At 65.3% G+C, this 16,607-nt stretch carries 13 protein-coding genes; 7 read left to right on the top strand and 6 right to left on the bottom strand.

Annotated features, from left to right (window positions below; all coding sequences use genetic code 11):
• Positions 1-68: 68 nt before the first annotated feature.
• A complete protein-coding gene (locus ACZK2G_RS19150) occupies positions 69-488 on the top strand; it encodes an H-NS histone family protein (protein WP_046983405.1) in 420 nt (139 codons plus the stop codon).
• Between the two features lie 49 nt (positions 489-537).
• Positions 538-945: a hypothetical protein gene (locus ACZK2G_RS19145; protein WP_478474131.1), complete on the top strand. Its 408-nt coding sequence runs from the start codon at positions 538-540 to the stop codon at positions 943-945.
• 22 nt (positions 946-967) lie between these two features.
• Here the strand turns inward: ACZK2G_RS19145 and ACZK2G_RS19140 are convergent, their stop codons facing one another.
• The gene (locus ACZK2G_RS19140) at positions 968-1,609 is read right to left on the bottom strand and encodes a glutathione S-transferase family protein (RefSeq protein WP_136638532.1); all 642 of its coding nucleotides are present in this window, start codon (positions 1,607-1,609) and stop codon (positions 968-970) included.
• Between the two features lie 128 nt (positions 1,610-1,737).
• Here ACZK2G_RS19140 and ACZK2G_RS19135 point away from each other — a divergent pair, with 128 nt between their 5' ends.
• Positions 1,738-2,154, top strand: a complete 417-nt coding sequence (locus ACZK2G_RS19135; RefSeq protein ID WP_136638531.1) for a hypothetical protein — start codon at positions 1,738-1,740, stop codon at positions 2,152-2,154.
• A 7-nt stretch (positions 2,155-2,161) separates the two neighbouring features.
• Here ACZK2G_RS19135 and ACZK2G_RS19130 read toward each other — a convergent pair whose 3' ends face one another.
• Complete coding sequence (locus ACZK2G_RS19130; protein ID WP_295377251.1) at positions 2,162-2,965, bottom strand: AraC family transcriptional regulator; 804 nt, start codon at positions 2,963-2,965, stop codon at positions 2,162-2,164.
• A gap of 7 nt (positions 2,966-2,972) precedes the next feature.
• Between ACZK2G_RS19130 and ACZK2G_RS19125 the strand changes: the two genes are divergently transcribed.
• Positions 2,973-3,908 (top strand): DMT family transporter, encoded by a 936-nt coding sequence (locus tag ACZK2G_RS19125; RefSeq protein WP_211195191.1) that lies wholly within the window; start codon positions 2,973-2,975, stop codon positions 3,906-3,908.
• A gap of 8 nt (positions 3,909-3,916) precedes the next feature.
• Here the strand turns inward: ACZK2G_RS19125 and ACZK2G_RS19120 are convergent, their stop codons facing one another.
• Together ACZK2G_RS19120 and ACZK2G_RS19115 are read right to left on the bottom strand one after the other, a co-directional pair.
• The gene (locus tag ACZK2G_RS19120; RefSeq protein WP_478474129.1) at positions 3,917-4,945 is read right to left on the bottom strand and encodes a helix-turn-helix domain-containing protein; all 1,029 of its coding nucleotides are present in this window, start codon (positions 4,943-4,945) and stop codon (positions 3,917-3,919) included.
• A 257-nt stretch (positions 4,946-5,202) separates the two neighbouring features.
• The gene (locus tag ACZK2G_RS19115) at positions 5,203-8,037 is read right to left on the bottom strand and encodes a TonB-dependent receptor (protein ID WP_478474127.1); all 2,835 of its coding nucleotides are present in this window, start codon (positions 8,035-8,037) and stop codon (positions 5,203-5,205) included.
• A 556-nt stretch (positions 8,038-8,593) separates the two neighbouring features.
• On the opposite strand from ACZK2G_RS19115, the gene ACZK2G_RS19110 reads away from it, so the two are divergent.
• Entirely contained in the window at positions 8,594-9,046 is a 453-nt protein-coding gene (locus ACZK2G_RS19110; protein WP_006395575.1) for a PA2169 family four-helix-bundle protein, read from the top strand.
• A gap of 85 nt (positions 9,047-9,131) precedes the next feature.
• Here the strand turns inward: ACZK2G_RS19110 and ACZK2G_RS19105 are convergent, their stop codons facing one another.
• Positions 9,132-10,631, bottom strand: coding sequence for an MFS transporter (locus ACZK2G_RS19105; protein WP_478474125.1), 1,500 nt, complete (start codon positions 10,629-10,631; stop codon positions 9,132-9,134).
• A 134-nt stretch (positions 10,632-10,765) separates the two neighbouring features.
• Between ACZK2G_RS19105 and ACZK2G_RS19100 the strand changes: the two genes are divergently transcribed.
• Positions 10,766-11,671: a LysR substrate-binding domain-containing protein gene (locus tag ACZK2G_RS19100; protein ID WP_046984789.1), complete on the top strand. Its 906-nt coding sequence runs from the start codon at positions 10,766-10,768 to the stop codon at positions 11,669-11,671.
• A 198-nt stretch (positions 11,672-11,869) separates the two neighbouring features.
• Positions 11,870-13,057 carry a CmlA/FloR family chloramphenicol efflux MFS transporter gene (gene cml / locus ACZK2G_RS19095; protein ID WP_046984790.1) on the top strand — a complete coding sequence of 396 codons (1,188 nt, stop codon included), beginning with the start codon at positions 11,870-11,872 and terminating at the stop codon, positions 13,055-13,057.
• Positions 13,058-13,130: 73 nt separating this feature from the next.
• Here cml and ACZK2G_RS19090 read toward each other — a convergent pair whose 3' ends face one another.
• Positions 13,131-16,514 carry an autotransporter domain-containing protein gene (locus ACZK2G_RS19090; RefSeq protein ID WP_478474122.1) on the bottom strand — a complete coding sequence of 1,128 codons (3,384 nt, stop codon included), beginning with the start codon at positions 16,512-16,514 and terminating at the stop codon, positions 13,131-13,133.
• Positions 16,515-16,607 lie beyond the last annotated feature (93 nt).

Here is a 16,607-nt window from a genome sequence, read left to right as displayed (position 1 = left end):
GAAGCCTGTGTATACAACCAGATAGGGCGTCTTGACAGACAGCCATGCCGCAGTAGACCTTTCCCGCCATGACGATCGATATTGAATCGCTCAGCCTTCGGGAACTGGGTGCCTTGGTGGCTGCCGCTGAACAGCGCAGACAACTGATTTCCAACCGTCGGCCGGCCAGTGCGGTGCGGCGCATGTTGAAGGCCGCAGCGGCCGAAGCCGGCTATACGCTCGAAGAGCTCTTCGGCGAAGAAGCCGTCGAAGACGCCGCACCCAGCCGCAAGCCCGCGAGGCGTAGAACCGGAAAGGTGGCGGCCAAGTACCGCGACCCGGAGTACAAGCGCCTGACCTGGTCCGGCCGCGGGCGCATGCCACGCTGGCTGGCGTCCAAGGTGCAGAAGGGCCACAAGGTGACCGATTTCCTGATTCCCGGCCTGGCCCGGCCGACGGCGCGCAAGAGCAGCCCGATCGGCAAGCGCACGGTCTTCAAGAAGGATTGACCAGGCCACGCTGTTAACCTGCCAGGATCTGCACAGAGCGAGAGCACGCATGCAACACAACGGCAGCATGACGATTGCGCCCAAGATCCTGTACGCCGCAGGCGCCGCAGCCGTGCTGATCAGTCTGCTGGCCTGGTCGGTGGAATGGAGTGGGGTGGCCTACGTCTGCCCATACTGCCGGGTGCAGCGCACGGGTATCGGGCTGTTGGGCCTGTTGGTGCTGTTCGCGCGGCCCGGCGGGCTCATCGTGCCTTGGCTTTCATACACCACGGGCGGTTTCGCGTTCGTGGTGGCGGCGATGCAGCACTTCAACGGCTGGAAGCGCATTTCCGCCGGCAATTTCAGCTTCAATGAACAGTGGTACATCGACCCCTGGCTGCTGTCGGGCTGCGCGATGCTGATCCTGGTGGCGCAGCTGATGCTGGTACAGGCGGCGTGCCGGCGCAGTCTGCACTGAGGCCTGCCCACGGGGCGTAGCGTCAGGCGTTCTGGAACACTGCCAGCTGTGCGGCATACGCACGTTGGTAGGCGGGGCGGTGCGTTGCACGGGCCACATAGGCGACCACCTGCGGGTGCTCGTCGAGGAGGCCGCTGCTCTTCAGGCGCAACAGCACCGAGACCATCATCAGGTCGCCCACGCTGAAGTCACCGTCAAGCCACAGGGCTTTGCCCAGCCACGCTGACAGCTGCGCCAGCCGCATACGCACACGCTCATCGAGCATCGGCAGCCGCTGCGCGTACCAGGGCTGCTCGCGCTCCAGCACCCAGGCCATCGAGCGTTCGACAATCGGCGGCTCCACCGTGTTCAGCGCGGCAAACACCCACATGATGGCGCGCATGCGCGCATCCGGATCGGTCGGCAACAGACCGGGATGCTGCTCGGCCAGGTGCAGGATGATCGCGCCGGATTCGAACAGGACCCGATGTCCTTCCTGCCAGGTGGGAATCTGTCCGAAGGGACTCCGTGCCAGATGCGCGGGCTGCTTCATCTCGGCGAAGGTGAGCAGCTGCACGTCATAGGACACACCCAGCTCTTCGAGGGCCCAGCGCACGCGCATGTCACGGGCCAGGCCCTGGCCGCGGTCCGGGGAGGTGGCGAAGGCGGTGAGGATGGGGCACATCGGGGTACTCCTTCGGGCCGAAGGGCCCGCCTTTCCTGTTCCGACGAACGACGGGGCGGGAAATCGACAGCCATTCCGGGACGCCGGGCGATACACTGCCCGCTACCCATCAACCCTGTGCCCTCCCCATGTGGCAGCGCCGCACCTCCCTGGCCGAACTGCGGCAGCAACGCGATCTGCTACAGGCTGAGATGGATGCGGAAGCCCGGCGACAGGTCTCATGGCTTCCGCCGGATGATCTCGTGGCAGCGCTGATGCCGCAGGCGCGCCGGCTGCAGGAGCTGAATCAGCAGATCATCCGGGCTACTCCGCCGCGTGAGCTGATGAAGCGCCTGCAGGCGCTTGAACGGCAGCTGGTCGAATCCGGAGCACAAAGCGCAGGTATGCGGCAGGCGCTGCGGGATGAACTGCGCGATCTGAACCTGCATTTCAGCAATCCGCGCCGTCGTCCATTGACAGCCAAGGTGTTGCTGATCCTGTTGGCCAGCGTTGCGGCGGCGTTGTTGCTGCCGAAGCTGCTCGTGGACCTGCTGGCCGCTATCTAACTCGCCCTCACTCTGCCCGATGCAGCTTCCGGTACTGATCCGGCGTGCACTGCGCGTGCCGCTTGAACATCTCGGCGAAGGCGCTGACGCCGGAGTAACCCAGCTCTTCGGCGATCCGGCTGATCGGCCGGCGTGTGCACAACGCCTCCGTGGCGCGCACGAACTTCACCCGCCCACGCCAGTCGCCAAGCGACATGCCCAGTTCACTGCGTGCCATGCGCTCCAGCTTGCGCACGCTCATGTGGTGGCGCTGCGCGACCTCGGCAACCGATTCGGCCGCCGACAGGCGTTTCTCCATGTACGCCATCACCTGCTTCAGTGCAGCGCTGCTGGCGATCGGCAGGAAACTTGGCAGCACCGCGGCATTGACGATCTGATCGATCACCACCGCGGCCATGCGCCGCTGGGCCGGTGTCTGCGGATCGGCAACCCCCTGCCGTGCCAGCTCATGCAGCAGTTCACGCAGCAACGGGCTGACTTCCAGCGCACTGCAACGCGTTGGCAGCCGACGTGACAGTGCTGCCGACAGATAGGCCGAGCGATAGGCCAGCTGCGATCGATTGCGCGAGTAGTGGGCCATGCCGGGTGGAATCCAGATGGCGTAATGGGGTGGAGATACCATCCACTCACCATCGATCTTCATCTCCATCACGCCCTGCGCGACGAAGTTGAACTGTCCCCAGGGATGACTGTGCGTGCCCCAGTTGGTGGGCTCCATCGAGCCCTGCCGGAAGTAGATTGGGCCGGGCAGCTGGAGGAAAGTGGGGACCGGCTCAAGCGGTTGCCGCAAGCGAGGGGTGGAATGGCGCATTTTCTGGATGTCCTCGATATGCGCCAAGCGTACGCTGGCCATTCCCCTGCGTACAGCCGCCGCCTTGAACTATCTCTTTCCTATCCTCGCGTGCCTGTTGTGGGGCGCAAACACCATCGTCACCAAGCTTGCCTCCGGTTCAGTGGGCCCGATCGACATCGGCTTCTTCCGCTGGCTGGTGGCGGCCGTTCTTCTGTTGCCGTTTGCCCTGCCACGTCTGCGCGGAAACCTGCCAACCGTGCGTGCAAATCTCGGCCGCTTCCTGGTGCTGGGTTGCCTGGGTGGGGTGATGTACCAGTGCCTGGCGTACTACGCGGCACACTTCACCTCGGCCACCAACATGGGGGTGATCCAGGCCCTGATTCCACTGATCGCGCTGGCGCTGTCACGTGTATTCATGGGCCATCCGGTGCGTGGCACCGCCATCCTCGGAGCGGTGATCTCCAGCATCGGCGTGGTCGCGGTGGTGTCCCAGGGCGACCTGGCGCGGTTGGCTACGCAGGGCCTGAACCGCGGTGATGCGATCATGCTGGTCGGAGCGTTGGCCTTCGCCGCCTACAACGTGCTGATGCAGCGCTGGAAGATTCCGCTGTCGGTGCTGGAGTCGCTGTTCCTTCAGGCCACGGCCGCGTCGCTGATCCTGCTGCCACTGCAGCTGCTGATCGGGACCGGGGTGGACAACCTGACGGCGGTCGGTTGCATCGGCTTCGCTGCGGTCTGTGCATCCATTCTCGCGCCGCTGACCTGGATGACCGGCCTTTCCCGGCTGGGCGCAGCGCGTGTTTCCGGCTTCTTCAATCTGGTGCCGATCGTCACCGCTGCGTTGGCGGTGATGCTGCTGGGGGAGTCGCTCACTGGATGGGTACTGGGCGGTGGCCTGCTGGCTGTCGGCGGCGTGGTGTTCGCCGAATACGCTGCCAAGCGCGCAGCAGCGCAGGCGTAGTGTCGTGATCAAGAATCGTGCACCGATCCGCACAATGCCTGCTGCACCCGCAACTCCAGTGCATCCACATCGTGACCTCGCTTGCCCTGCAGGCTGAGATACAGCGACAACGGGTCAACCGCATCGTCGATGCTGGTGAACCCGGGCGGATATGCCCAGATCTGCAACCGGGCATTCTGTGCGCAGGTGGGCCCCGGCGCGGGCAGTGCGCCCAGTACCCGCCAGGTTTCGATGTACAGGGCGCGGGTGGTGCTGGCCGCCTGCGAGGGACCGGCAAGGAGGGCATCGGTACCGGCCACGGGTGCCGGATGGCCGGCACTGCGGAGCACATCGGCGGTCTGTTCCCAGCAGACATCCACCTCTTTCAGCACCGGCGAACGCAGGAACGGTTGTGCCCGGGCCCAGACATCGTCGCGGTTGCCGGCCAGCGTGAGGAAGCGTTCGCGGCCGCCCTTGGAGCGTTCGACCAGTCCGCGTTCGACCAGTTCGGCAGAGAGGCGCGATGCCGTCATGGATGTGTAGCCGGCGGCCGCACTGATCTCGCGGGGAGACCACCATCGCGGCTGCCCCGACAACAGTACGTGGATCAACACGGCCTGTGCCGAGGGCAACAACGAGATGGCCTTCTTCTCGTGATCGGGCGCGTCGCGGAACTCGATGGCCAGGCTGGGCGCGAACAGCTGGGCATGCGGAACCACGAAGTCGATATGCGCTTCCACCAGGAACCGCCGCTGGGTGGGGGTGAGATAAGGAGAGACATACAGGACCAGTGCATTTGCGGCGGCGCGCAGGCAGCGGACGTCCTGGATGACGCGGCTGCTGGACTCGCTGGGCTCGCGGGCCACGGCAAGCATCGCAGGGGTTTCCCCATACAGCATCAGCTCGGCAAGGTGGTAGCGCGAGGACATCGCGCGTGGAATGGCATGCGATGAAGCCAGCGGGTGCACCGCAGAGGCGAGCCCGGGGAGAATCCTGCGCAGGTACCGCTGCGTGTCAGTGACCAGGTCGGTCAGGCCAGTGCGAACTGCCGTCGTCATCTCGTACTTTCCTTGCGGCGGCACGTCCGGAGGATCGGGACCGGGCCACACCGTCGCGTTCAGTGGTGAACCTGGAGACGGGCGTGCAGTGTCGAGGCGCGTGGCGATCCATGCGGTCCTGCTCCTTTGCCGTCATGACATCAGTGTTGCCGGGAACCTTGGAGATTCCGTCGAAGAACGATGGAGATCGGGTGGAGGTTGTGTGCATCGTGGCCGGCGGACTCCCCTTCCGCCGGCCACGAGCACGTACCTGTCGATCAGAAGCGCTGCGAGTACTTCACGTACACGGTGCGGCCGATGTCGAAGCCGCCGTAGTAGGGGAAGGAGCTGGACGGCTTGGAGAACATGATCGGGCCCTGGTGGTTGAACACGTTGTTCGAGCCTAGTGCCACCGTGCCGTCCCACGGCAGCTTGTAGCTGACCTGGATGTCGTGGAAGGCATTCGAACCCACCTTGCGCAGTGCATCCGGTTCACCATAGGCGTAGCGGTCGGGCAGGGTGCAGGGCCGGTTCGGCACGCAGTTTTCAACCATGCCGGAGAAGTAGCGCACGGTGTACTGGGTGCTGAAGTTGCCGAGCTGCCAGTTCACGCCCAGATTCGAGCGCAGTCGGGAAATGCCAGGCTGGCCGATCCGGCCCATCATGATCGTATCGCCGGCCGAGTTCTGGTTCTGCTCGTCGTACTTGGAGACGTAGCTGTTCTGCAGGTCGATGGTGATGCGGCCGAAGGAGAACTCGGGCAGGCGATAGCGGATGCCCAGATCCCAGCCTTCGGTCTCCATCGAGCCCAGGTTGGCGAGGCCGTAGAACATGCTGGTGATGTGGCCATCACCGGCGCGCTTGACGCTTCCGCAACGCGAGGCATTACCCAGCACGTAGCAGTCACGCAGGATGCGGTCGACGCTGTCCTGGATGATCATGTTGGTGATCTTGTAGCTGTACCAGTCGAGGTTGATGTCCAGGCCCTCGACCCAGCGCGGGCTCCAGACCACGCCCACGGTCTTGCTCTTGGACTCTTCCGGGCGCAGCTTCGGGTCTGAGCCGGTGGTGAACTCGTCAGGAGTGGCGCACGGATAGCTGGCACAGGGCTTCAGGCTCTGGTTCAGCTGCTGGTAGCCCAACGGCACGCCGGCGGCGTTGCAGGCGGCATTGCCGTTGACGCTGTTGGTGGCACCGATGCCGCAGGGGTCGACATACGTTTCGAAGCTGGTACCCAGGCCGCCGTACAGGTCGGAGATGCTCGGTGCGCGGAAGCCTTCGGCGAAGGTGCCGCGGATCATCAGCTCTTCGATTGGACGCCAGGCGAAGCTCGCCTTGGAATTGGTGGTACTGCCGAAGTTGCTGTAGTCGGAGTAGCGCGTGGCCAGGTTCACGGTCAGTTCCTTGGCGAACGGCAGGTCGCGCAGCACCGGTACGTTCACTTCGGCGAAGAACTCGTTGAGGCTGTAGTCCCCGGCGGTGGTGGAGGCGCCCAGCGCCGTGCTCTGCCGCGACTGCGCGAAGGCATCGGGCACGAAGCGGCCTTCTTCCTTGCGGTACTGGTAGCCCAGGGCGACCGACAGGTCACCGGCGGGCAGCTCGATCACCGGGCCGGAGATGTTGGCGAAGTAGCTGCGGGTCTTGGTGATGCCGGTGTCGTTGAACGTCGGGAACAAGAAGCGCTGCAGTTCAGGATCGGAGAGAGAGCCAGCCCCCGCGACCCCGAACGGCAGCAAAGGATTCCAGGCCAGGCAACCCGTGACCGGCGATGCCGCCGTGCCACACCGGGCCACACCGTTGGCATCGAGGTAGGAGGGCCCCAATGCCTGCCGGGAAGCGATCAGGCTCATGTCGCCACGGCCTGTTTTTGTAACTTCATTGCGGTTGAACAGCGCGCCGACGTCCCAGTCGTACGCCTTGCTTCCCAGCTCGAAGTAGCCGGACAGGCTGGGCGCGACGCGCAAGGACTTCAACTTGCTTTCGGTGGTGCGCGGCACCTCCCACAGGCGGCGATTGAACGCAATGCTGTGGTCGACGGGGTTGAACACGCTGGCCGCGTCCATCGGCGTGCCGAACTTGGTCGACTGGTACGGGTAACCTGCAATCTGCTGGTCGGTGGTGCGCTCGTTGTAGCCGATATCGGCAGTGAACTTGATCTGCTCGGTCAGCGCGTAGTCCGTGCTGAGGAACAGCGAGCGACGCTCGATGCCGGTCTGCAGGTGCATCTGCTCGTTGCCGTTGGCGAACTCGGCCGGCGTGATCGGGTGGTAGTCGTTCGGGTTCTTCGGGTTGCCGCCACGATTGAGTGTCTTGAACACCGCATCACCCGTGTTGCACTTGTACAGGGCCGGGTCGCACCACGAACCGTTCTGGCTGATGTTGCTCCAGTCCGCACCGGGGTAGTTGGGGCCAGCACCACCGTACCGGGAGAACTCACGGTCGCGGGCGAACACCGGGTCCGATTTCTGGTAATCCAGTGCGAGCGTGTAGCCGCCGCGTTCACCACGGGCGCCGGTGACCAGCGAGAAAGTGCTGTCCTTGCCGTCGCCCTCGCTGAACTGCCCATGTTGCACGGACACTTCCAGGCCTTCGTAGTTCTTGCGGGTGATGATGTTGACCACGCCGGCGATCGCATCCGATCCGTACAGCGCAGAGGCGCCGTCCTTCAGTACATCGATGCGCTCCACCGCGCTCATCGGGATCTGGCTGAGATCCTGGTAGCCGCCGGTGGTGGCGCCCAGGCGCTTGCCGTTGACCAGCACCAGCGAGCGGGTGGCGCCCAGGTTGCGGATGTTCACGTAGTAGCCGCCGACGTTCTCGCCGGAAGCCAGTGCGCGCGCACGCGAAATGGTCGGGGCGCCGGTGGAGGTCAGGTTCTGCAGCAGGTCGGCAATGGTGGTGAAGCCCTGCTGTTCGATCATCGCGCGGGTGATGGCGATGATGGGCTGCTGCGTCTCGATGTCGACGCTGCGGATGGCCGAGCCGGTGACCTGGATGCGATCGAGGTTCTTCGGTGTTTTCTCGCTGCCATCCTGGGCATGTGCGGCCGGCGACCAGGTGGCAGCCAGGGCGGTGCCCACTGCCAGTGAAAGCAGGGTGTACTTGTAATGCATTTGGCTCTCTCCAAATCCAGTTGAATGGGTTTCGTGCATTGCTGCGTGGAAACCGATCTGAAACTCCGCTGTGCGGAATCGGAAGGAACCTAACACTCCGTTTACATCCTGATTACGTTATGGACGCGTTATCGTCGCGCGCTGGCTCCGTGCGTTCCTGCACGGGTCCTGCACGAAATCTCTACGCGCGCACATGCTGCTTTGCATCAGTGTGCCTGTGCACCTTTTGCAGATCGAAGGAGATGCGTAGTGAATACCCCTGGAAAGCCCAAACCCAGTTGGCGGCAGAGGCATGTGCTGCTGCTTGTACTGGCCATCGTGCTGCTGGTTGCGTTGATCATCATCATCGCGCCCTGGTGAATCGATGTCGGTTCGCTTGTTTTCCGTGAACGGAAATGCGCCTGCGCATGAAGAAGTCAGCGCGCGTTGAACGTGGTGATGTGCACATCAATCGGTACTCACCCGACAGCCACGCCACACCCGCCACAGTGGGGTCGAAGGCAACGCAATCGCGCTGCCATTCCCCACAGATTTTCGAGCACACAGGAGCGACTCCATGAGCACCCAGTCCACCATTGAACATCGCCTCAACGACCTGATCGAGATCGCCCGCGACGGCAAGTCGTTCTATGAAGAAGCCGCGACCAAGGTGAAGGATGCCGAGCTGTCGGCATTGTTCACCCGTATCGCCGGTGTCAAGGGTCGTATCGTCTCGGCGTTGAGCAGCTCGGTTGCTGCCAGCGGCGGCAAGCCTGCCGAGCACGGCACCATGGTCGGTTCGATGCAGCAGTTCTACGGCAAGGTACGCGCCGCGTTTGGCGACACCAATTATGGCTATGTGGCCGAACTGGAAGAATCCGAAGATCGCCTGCTTGGTGCGTTCAAGGACGTGCTGAAGGACAACGAGCTGCCGCCGGCCGTGCGCCAGGAAGTCACCCAGCTACTTCCGGAAGTTCAGGAATGCCACAACGTCATGCGCGCCCGCAAGCACGCCATGAAGGCGGCCTGACGCTCTCTGGCGGCCTTCTCCCCGGGGCCGCCACGGCCGGGTCAGCGCGGCTGCCCCGGCCATCTTTGCAGAAGCAGGAAGAGAATCAGTTGCTCTCCTGCGATTGCCTTTGATGGTGGGAAATAGCGTCTGCTGATCGACTCCGCAGCAGTGCCACCGCCAGGCTGGCCAGCGCTGCGGCGATGGCCGAGGTCCACAGGGCGCTGGCGAAGCCGTGGCTGTAGATCGCCTGTGCGAACGTCGCGGTGTGTGAGCCAGCGAATGTACCGGTGGCGATCGCATCGGCCATCGGCCGCACGTCGCCGCGTGGCACCGCCGCCGCCAACGCGGTGCGGATGCCCAGGCTCAGTGCGCTGGAAAGGATGGTGAAGCCCAGCAGGATGCCGACGAAACGCGTGGTGGCGCTGATGCCGGAGGCCATGCCGGCGCGGTCGCGCGGTGCCGCACCGATGATGGCCTTGGAGGTCTCGCCATTGAGGATGCCCCCACCGGCACCGATCACGATCATCGCGAGCAATGCCAGCCATGGTTGCTGCTGCCACGCGGCGAGGCCGGCCACGGCGTTGCCGGCGGAGGTGATCGACAGGCCGATGGCCAGCACGGCCGGGCTCGTCAGGTGGCGGCCCAGCCGCCGGCCGATCGCAGGGAACAGCAGCATCGCCGCAGCGAAGGGCAGCATGCCGACACCGGCGGCCAACGCGCCCAGCCCCATGCCATTCTGCAGATACTGCGGCAGCATCGAGGCCATCACCTGGGCGCTGACCGAATAGCCGACCATGGCGATGAGCGCGCCGACGAAGCGCGGGCTGGCCAGCAGCCCGAGGTCCACCATGGGATGCGGCCGTGCCCGCTCAACGATGACGAAGGCGGTCCCCATGGCGAAGGCCAGGGCCAGCCCGGTCAACGCCGTTGCAGCGCCCCAGCCCTGCGCCAGGCCTTCCACCAGGAACAGTACGATGCCGAAGATCGCCAGGCTGAAGGTGGCGATGCCGGGCGGGTCGAGCGGGCGGAGCACGCTGTCGGAGGATTCCGGTATCCAGCGCAGCGCGCCGTAGCCGAGCAGGGCGAGGAACGGCAGGATCGCGATGAACACCGCGCGCCAGCCCCATAGCGTGGACAGTACGCCACCGATCAACGGTGAGAGCACCATCATCATGCCCATGGCCGTGCCCCAGAATGCCCACGCGTTGTCCTTGGCGGCCCCCTCGTGGAAGGTGTGGCCGATGATCGACAGCGATGGCGCCAACAGGAATGCGGCACCCACGCCCTGCAGCGCCCGCGCGAGATAGAGTGATGATGCGGTCGGCGCCAACGCGCACAGCAATGAGGTGAGGGCGAACACGGTGATGCCGATCAGCAGCACGCGGCGGCGGCCGCAACGGTCGGCGATGGCACCGGCCGGCAGCAGCAGCGAAGTGAAGGACAGGATGTAGGCGCTGATCACCCACTCGATATCCGCGAACCCGGCATGCAGGTCACGCGCGATGCCGGGCAGCGCGACCGCCACTGCATTGGTCTCCAGCACGGTCATCGTGCAGCCCAGCGAGGCCACCAGCAGGATCCGGTCGGGCAGCCTGCGTGTCACAGGGGAAAGGGTGGGGGAGGGTGGCACCGGTCGCTCGCAGGAGGGGGAGGACAGGCATTCCAGCAGCGATCAGTGTTTGTTTCATTCTCGGTGTTTTCCCGGTACGTTAGGTTTTGCCTAATGAAGCGTCGCCCATGGAACGTCGTCACCTGGAGTACTTCGTCACCTTGGCCGAGGAGTTGCACTTCGGCCGTGCGGCGTTGCGCCTGGGGATCGCCACGCCGACCCTGAGCGTGCAGATCCAGGACATCGAGCGCCGGCTCGGGACCCGCCTGTTCGAGCGCGGACGCCGGGAGGCGGCGCTGACCTCGGCCGGCGAGGTGTTCCTGGCCGAAGCACGTGACGTGCTGCGCCGGTTCGAGCAGGCCGAAACCGTGGGCCGGCGGGCTGGCCGCGGCGAGATCGGCAAGATCGAGATCGGTTATGTGGGTTCGGCGTTGTATGCCGGCGCGCTGCAGGACCAGCTGAGCCGGTTCCGCGACCGCTATCCCGGCGTTGACCTGCAGGTGAGCGAGTGGCCGATGGGCGTGCTGCCGGAGCTGCTGCAGCAAGGCCGGGTGGACGTGGTGTTCTGCCGGCCGCCGATGGAGGTGCCCGACAGCGTGGGTGAACACACCCTGGTCGAGGACCAGTTCTGCGTGGCCCTGCCGGAAATCCATCCGCTGGCGCAGGCGCGGAGTCCGGTGCAACCGGCGGCGCTGGCCAGGGAAGGGTTCGTGATGCCGGAACAGCCGGCAGGCGCGATGGAGGTCGCGCGACGGGGCGGCTTCATTCCACGCATCCGTTCGCAGCCCGGCCATCTGGCAGCGGTGCTGGCCGAGGTTTCCGTCGGCGTCGGTTCGGTGGCGATCGTGCCATCGGTGCTGCAACGCACGCTGGTGCTGCCGGGCATGGTCTATCTGCCGCTGGCCGGCCCGACCATCGTTTCGACCATTGCCGTGCAGTACCGCCAGGCCGAGAGCTCGCCGGTGGTGCGGCGCCTGATCGAACAGGTGAAACAGACGCCATGCAGGCGCATCGACATGCTGCCGCTGGGCTGACTGCTGCTGCCGCTTGCCGGTGGTTGCTACACTTGCGCCACCTGTACAGGTATTCGATGGCGCCATGAACAACGGGAACGGTCCGCAGACAGTTCGCTGAGCCGCAACAACGATGCAGACGTTGTTGCGGTGATCATCCCTGCGATGCACGCGAAGTGGATGGACCACCGCCGGATTCACTCTGGGCGGAGACTTCCCATGTTCAATCGACAGGCCCCACGTTGGGCCCATTCCCTGCCGTCGGCCATCGTGCTGATGGCCCCCTTCGATCTCCTGGCCTCGCTGGCCATGGATATCTACCTGCCTGTGGTTCCTGCAATGCCACGCGCGCTGGGCACCTCGCCGGTGCTGGTGCAGCTGACGCTCGGTGCCTACCTGCTGGTGCTCGGCGTGGGCCAGCTGGTGTTCGGTCCACTGTCCGATCGCATCGGGCGACGGCCGGTGTTGTTACTGGGCGCGTTGCTGTTCACCGCCGCGTCGTTGGCGCTGGCGGCGTCCAGCAGCGGCGCGGCGTTCCTGGCCTGGCGAACCGTGCAGGCGGTCGGTGCATCGGCGGCGCTGGTGGCGACCTTCGCCACCGTGCGTGATGTATATGCCGATACGCCGGAGGGTGCTTCCCTGTATGGGTTGTTCGCCTCGATGCTGGCCTTCGTGCCCGCGCTCGGTCCGATCCTTGGTGCGTTGGTGGCAGGCGCATTCGGCTGGCGTGCAATCTTCGCATTGCTGGGCGTGCTCGGCCTGATCGCGGGCCTGCGCGCGCAACGCCATTGGCAGGAGACCCGCCCGCCGCGCAGCGACGCGCCAGGCCCGGTGCTGCAGCGCATCCTCCGCAGCGGTGGATTCTGGGTGTACACGCTGGGTTTCAGTGCGGGCATGGGCACCTTCTTCGTGTTCTTCTCGATCGCTCCCCGCATCCTGGTTGGACGCATGCAGTACTCGCCACTGTCCTTCAGCCTGGCGTTCGCAACGGTGGCGCTGATGATGATTTTCAGCGCGCGCCTGGCCAAGAGGCTGATCGCCCGCTGGCAGGTGCGCGGGACCTTCCTGCGTGGGCTGTGGGTGATGATCGGCGGGGCGTTGCTGATGGCACTGGCGACGCTATGGCCACCGTCATTCGCCAGCGTGGTGCTGCCGATGTGGGCCATCGCGGTGGGCCTGGTGATGGTGGTATCGGTGGCTGCCAACGGTGCATTGCGTGATTTCGCCGATGCCTCCGGGATGGCGGTGGCGCTCTACTATGCCCTGCAGAGCGTGATCGTCGCCGGCGCAGGGACGTTGGCTACCGTGCTGCTGCCGGGAGACACGGTGTGGCCGCTGGTGGCCTATGGGCTGCTGTTGCCACTGGCCAGCCTGCTGGCTGCAAGCTGCCTGCCGTGTGGTACATAGCGGCTGGCGGCGGACAAAAAAAGGGGGCGGCCGCGAGGCCGCCCCAACCTGTCAAGAGAACACGTGCCTGGAACTAGAAGCGGACCGACCAGCGTGCGTTGGCGCCATGGTCGCGGCTTTCACTGCCGAACTGGCCGCTGTAACCCAGCTCCAGCTGCTGCCGCGGGGTCAGCCATGCCGACAGGCCCAGCTCGGCCACCACGGCGTTGTCGGCGATCGGTGCGCCCTGGACCGCGAAGGTGCTGCTGCTGTTGGCGAAGGCCAGATTGGCCACCTGGCTGCGGTCGCCAGATGCGCGGCGGTAGCCTACGCCACCGCGCAGGTGCAGCCAGCTGTCCTGCTGGAACGAGGCCTTCAGTCCCTTGTCGAAGCGCAGACCGGCGGTGGCGATCGTGGTTGCGGTGTCATCCACCTTGCCCTGAAGGGAGGCCGCACCACCGCGTTCGTTGATGCGCTTGAGGTCCACTTCCACGCGCGCCACCTGCAGGTACGGCTCCAGTCCGGCTTCCGGACCACCGAAGCGGTAACCGGCTTCGATGAAGGCCTGGCGGGTGCGGGCGTCGTAGCGTGCGCTCAGGCTGTCGCTGAAGCCAGCGAACGCCACGTCGCGCGTGCTCTTCACCTCGTGCTTGCTCCAGGCCACACCACCGCGCAGGCCGAATCCACCCCAGTTGTGGCTGGCGTAGGCGCCGAAGTGCGTGTTGTCGATCTTCGACTTGGCACGACGCTCCTGCTGCTTCACGTCGGTACGGCCGGTACCGGCCAGCACACCGACCTGCCAGCCGGAAAACTCGCGATCGATGCCGACCAGCAGGCCGTTGCTGTTGGCTTCGGTGCGGGCGGTGTTGCTGTTGCCATCCAGCTTGCTGTTGCCGCCGAGTGCCTGCACCCAGGCGCCGGTGGCATCGCCCGCGTCGGCACCTGGTGCGGTGGTACCGGCACGGCGCGACAGCGCGGCATCACGCACGTAGCGGCTGCCCTCGACCAGGGCCAGTGCCGTGGCCGGATGCAGTTCGCCGCTGAGGCCGTCAAGCACGCCACCGACCTGTTGCGGGAACAGCTGGGTCAGCGGCTTGGGCAGGCCCTGGTTGATCGCCAGGCCATCGGCGCTGGTCGCCACCGCGCGTTGGTTCGGCGTGGTGGCAGCACTGGCCAGCGAGGCGCCGCGTGCCACGTCGATGCGGGCGCCGTTGGCAGCATAGGCCAGGCTGAACTGCAGGAACGGCGAGAACGCGCTGAAGTCGGTTTTCGCGAACTGGCCGCTGACGCCACCGTCGGCGCGGATGAAGTTGAACTGCTCACCCAGGTAGTAGGTGCCAGGCTCCGGCAGTGCGACCAGGGTGCCGCCAAGGGTGGCGCTGCCGGTGACGTGCAGCTGGTCGCTGCGGCCGCCGGGGGCAAGCTCGGCGGCATAGACGCCGGTCGCGCCCTGCACGTAGTTGCCATTGATGGTCAGCGTGCCGATCGAGTTGCCCGGGGCGATGGTGCCGTCCACATGTGTGTTGCCCAGCGTGCCGATGCCCTTCAACAGGCCGTTCGCACCGACCGTGGTGGTGCCGCCGGTCTGGGTGCCGTTGAAGGACACCACGCCACCGTTGACGGTCAGGTTGCTGTCCTTCAGGACGCCACTGGCACTGACGGTGCTGACGCCACCGGTGGTGGTCAGTGCGGTGGAGACCAGGCTGCCGTTGAGCAGGAACTGGCCACCCTGTACTTCGACAGCCGAGGTGAGCGTGTTGGCACCGTTCAACTCCAGCGTGCCTTCACGCAGCACCGCGCCGTTGAAGCTGTTGTCGCCGCTCAGGCGCAGCCAGCCGATACCGGATTTGGTCAGCTTGCCGGGGCCCCCGATGTCGTTGGTCCAGTCATCCCAGGCGTCGCCTTCCCACACTTTCAGGCCGCCGGCCTTCTGGTTCATCACCACGTTGGTATCCACGCGCAGCGAGCCGTAGCCTTCAATGGCCTTGCGCAGGTCCATCAGGCCCCAGCCATAGATCTCATCGATGCCTGGTGCGCCGATATCACGCGCGGTGGTCAGCAGGACGTCACGGACCTGCGCGCTGTCCAGGTAGGGGAAGCGCTCGAACAGAAGACCGAGCGCGCCGGTGACATGCGGGGCGGCCATCGAGGTACCGCTGAGCAATCCGTAGTTGTAGGTCGGCACACGCTGGGTGACATCTAGGGAGAGGTTGCCGTTGGCATCCACACCCAGCGACGCGGCCAGGGTGGAATCATCGCCGTAGACCGTGGAGTTGATGTTCGAACCGGGGGCCGCCAGACACCAGTTGGCGCTGAGGGCGCACTTGTTGGAGGTTCGGCTGAGCGAGAAGTCCTGACCAACATTGACCACGCTGAGCCAGTACTTTTCGATATCGGCAAAGGCGCGCGGCAGGGTGGCGTACATGCCTGCGATCGGGCTGGCCGACACGGGCGCAGTGACTGCTCGGGCAGGCGAGTTTCCTGCGGCCCAGACTTGGATCATGCCATTGGCGCGCGAACCGTCGGCATAGGTGGCGAGATAGGCGCGATCATCCGGATCGTTGTAGATCTGGTCCATCAGTACCGCATTGGGCTCTTTGCTCAGGCCCCAGCTGTGGTTGATCGCGCGCACACCTTGGGCATTCATCTGCGCGTACATGTCAACCACGGCGGACGGATCGGGACCGACGCTGCCCAGCGAAACTACGGAATAGCTGGTCCCCACGGGCTGCCACTCTCTGGCGCTGTTGAAGAACAGGCGAGCGACGCTGAGATCGGCACCGAACGCCACGCCGTGCATGCCATTGCCATCGCGGTTGGCGGCGATGGTGCCGGCCACGTGGGTGCCATGCACCTCGAACTCGAGGCCGGGCTGCACGTAGTTGCCGGCCCGGATCAGGTCGCGGATGTTCTGCGGGACGTTGGCGTTGAAACCGACGTAGCTCACCTGCACGTCGTCACCATCGGAGGAGAAGCAGGCGCCGGACCCGGTGAGCTGGCTGGTGTTGGTGCAGCGGGTGCCATCGGCAAGCAAATCAGCGATATGGATGCTGCGGTGGTTCTTGCCGGCGAACTCCGGATGGTCCAGGCCAGTGCCGCTGTCGAACACACCGAGGCGGATTCCGGTGCCGGTCAGGCCGCGCGCGTAGGCGTGGTCCGCGTTGGTTGCCGCCAGGCCCCAGTCGGCGTTGAATTCATCGCTGCGCCAGCTGGCCGCATCGCCAGGGTTGCCGAGGATCGACGTGCTGCTGGCTGCGGCGGACGACACCGGCGCCGACAGGTTCGCGGTGCTGGCCGTGCTGGCCGGTTGCGCCCAGGCCGCCTGCAACTGGCGCTGTTGCTGCCAGGCATCGAGTGACTCGTTGGCCATGGCGGGTAGTGCGCTGGCCAGCAGCAGCGAACTGGCGACTGCCAGCGCCAGGCGGCTGTGCAGCGGGGAACGGGAGTGGGACGAACGGCCGTACAGCGGGTGATTCATCAGACAACTTCCTTGGTTGACGGACAACAAGGCCGTTAACCCTGCAACGGCGTCATCTCCCCCAGTGACGTGAGAGAAAATTTATGAACGCGT

Source organism: Stenotrophomonas sp. 107298_Sma (genome assembly GCF_056480345.1).
Note: the sequence above shows the minus strand (reverse complement) of the source record. Positions and strands in the feature narration are given on the sequence as shown.

Coding starts and splice junctions, on each gene's coding strand:
- ACZK2G_RS19130 (WP_295377251.1), bottom strand. CDS start 2,965: ATGCGCCATTCCACCCCTCGCTTGCGGCAACCGCTTGAGCCGGTCCCC.
- ACZK2G_RS19140 (WP_136638532.1), bottom strand. CDS start 1,609: ATGTGCCCCATCCTCACCGCCTTCGCCACCTCCCCGGACCGCGGCCAG.
- ACZK2G_RS19115 (WP_478474127.1), bottom strand. CDS start 8,037: ATGCATTACAAGTACACCCTGCTTTCACTGGCAGTGGGCACCGCCCTG.
- cml (WP_046984790.1), top strand. CDS start 11,870: ATGTTCAATCGACAGGCCCCACGTTGGGCCCATTCCCTGCCGTCGGCC.
- ACZK2G_RS19135 (WP_136638531.1), top strand. CDS start 1,738: ATGTGGCAGCGCCGCACCTCCCTGGCCGAACTGCGGCAGCAACGCGAT.
- ACZK2G_RS19120 (WP_478474129.1), bottom strand. CDS start 4,945: ATGACGACGGCAGTTCGCACTGGCCTGACCGACCTGGTCACTGACACG.
- ACZK2G_RS19110 (WP_006395575.1), top strand. CDS start 8,594: ATGAGCACCCAGTCCACCATTGAACATCGCCTCAACGACCTGATCGAG.
- ACZK2G_RS19090 (WP_478474122.1), bottom strand. CDS start 16,514: ATGAATCACCCGCTGTACGGCCGTTCGTCCCACTCCCGTTCCCCGCTG.
- ACZK2G_RS19100 (WP_046984789.1), top strand. CDS start 10,766: ATGGAACGTCGTCACCTGGAGTACTTCGTCACCTTGGCCGAGGAGTTG.
- ACZK2G_RS19145 (WP_478474131.1), top strand. CDS start 538: ATGCAACACAACGGCAGCATGACGATTGCGCCCAAGATCCTGTACGCC.
- ACZK2G_RS19150 (WP_046983405.1), top strand. CDS start 69: ATGACGATCGATATTGAATCGCTCAGCCTTCGGGAACTGGGTGCCTTG.
- ACZK2G_RS19125 (WP_211195191.1), top strand. CDS start 2,973: ATGTCCTCGATATGCGCCAAGCGTACGCTGGCCATTCCCCTGCGTACA.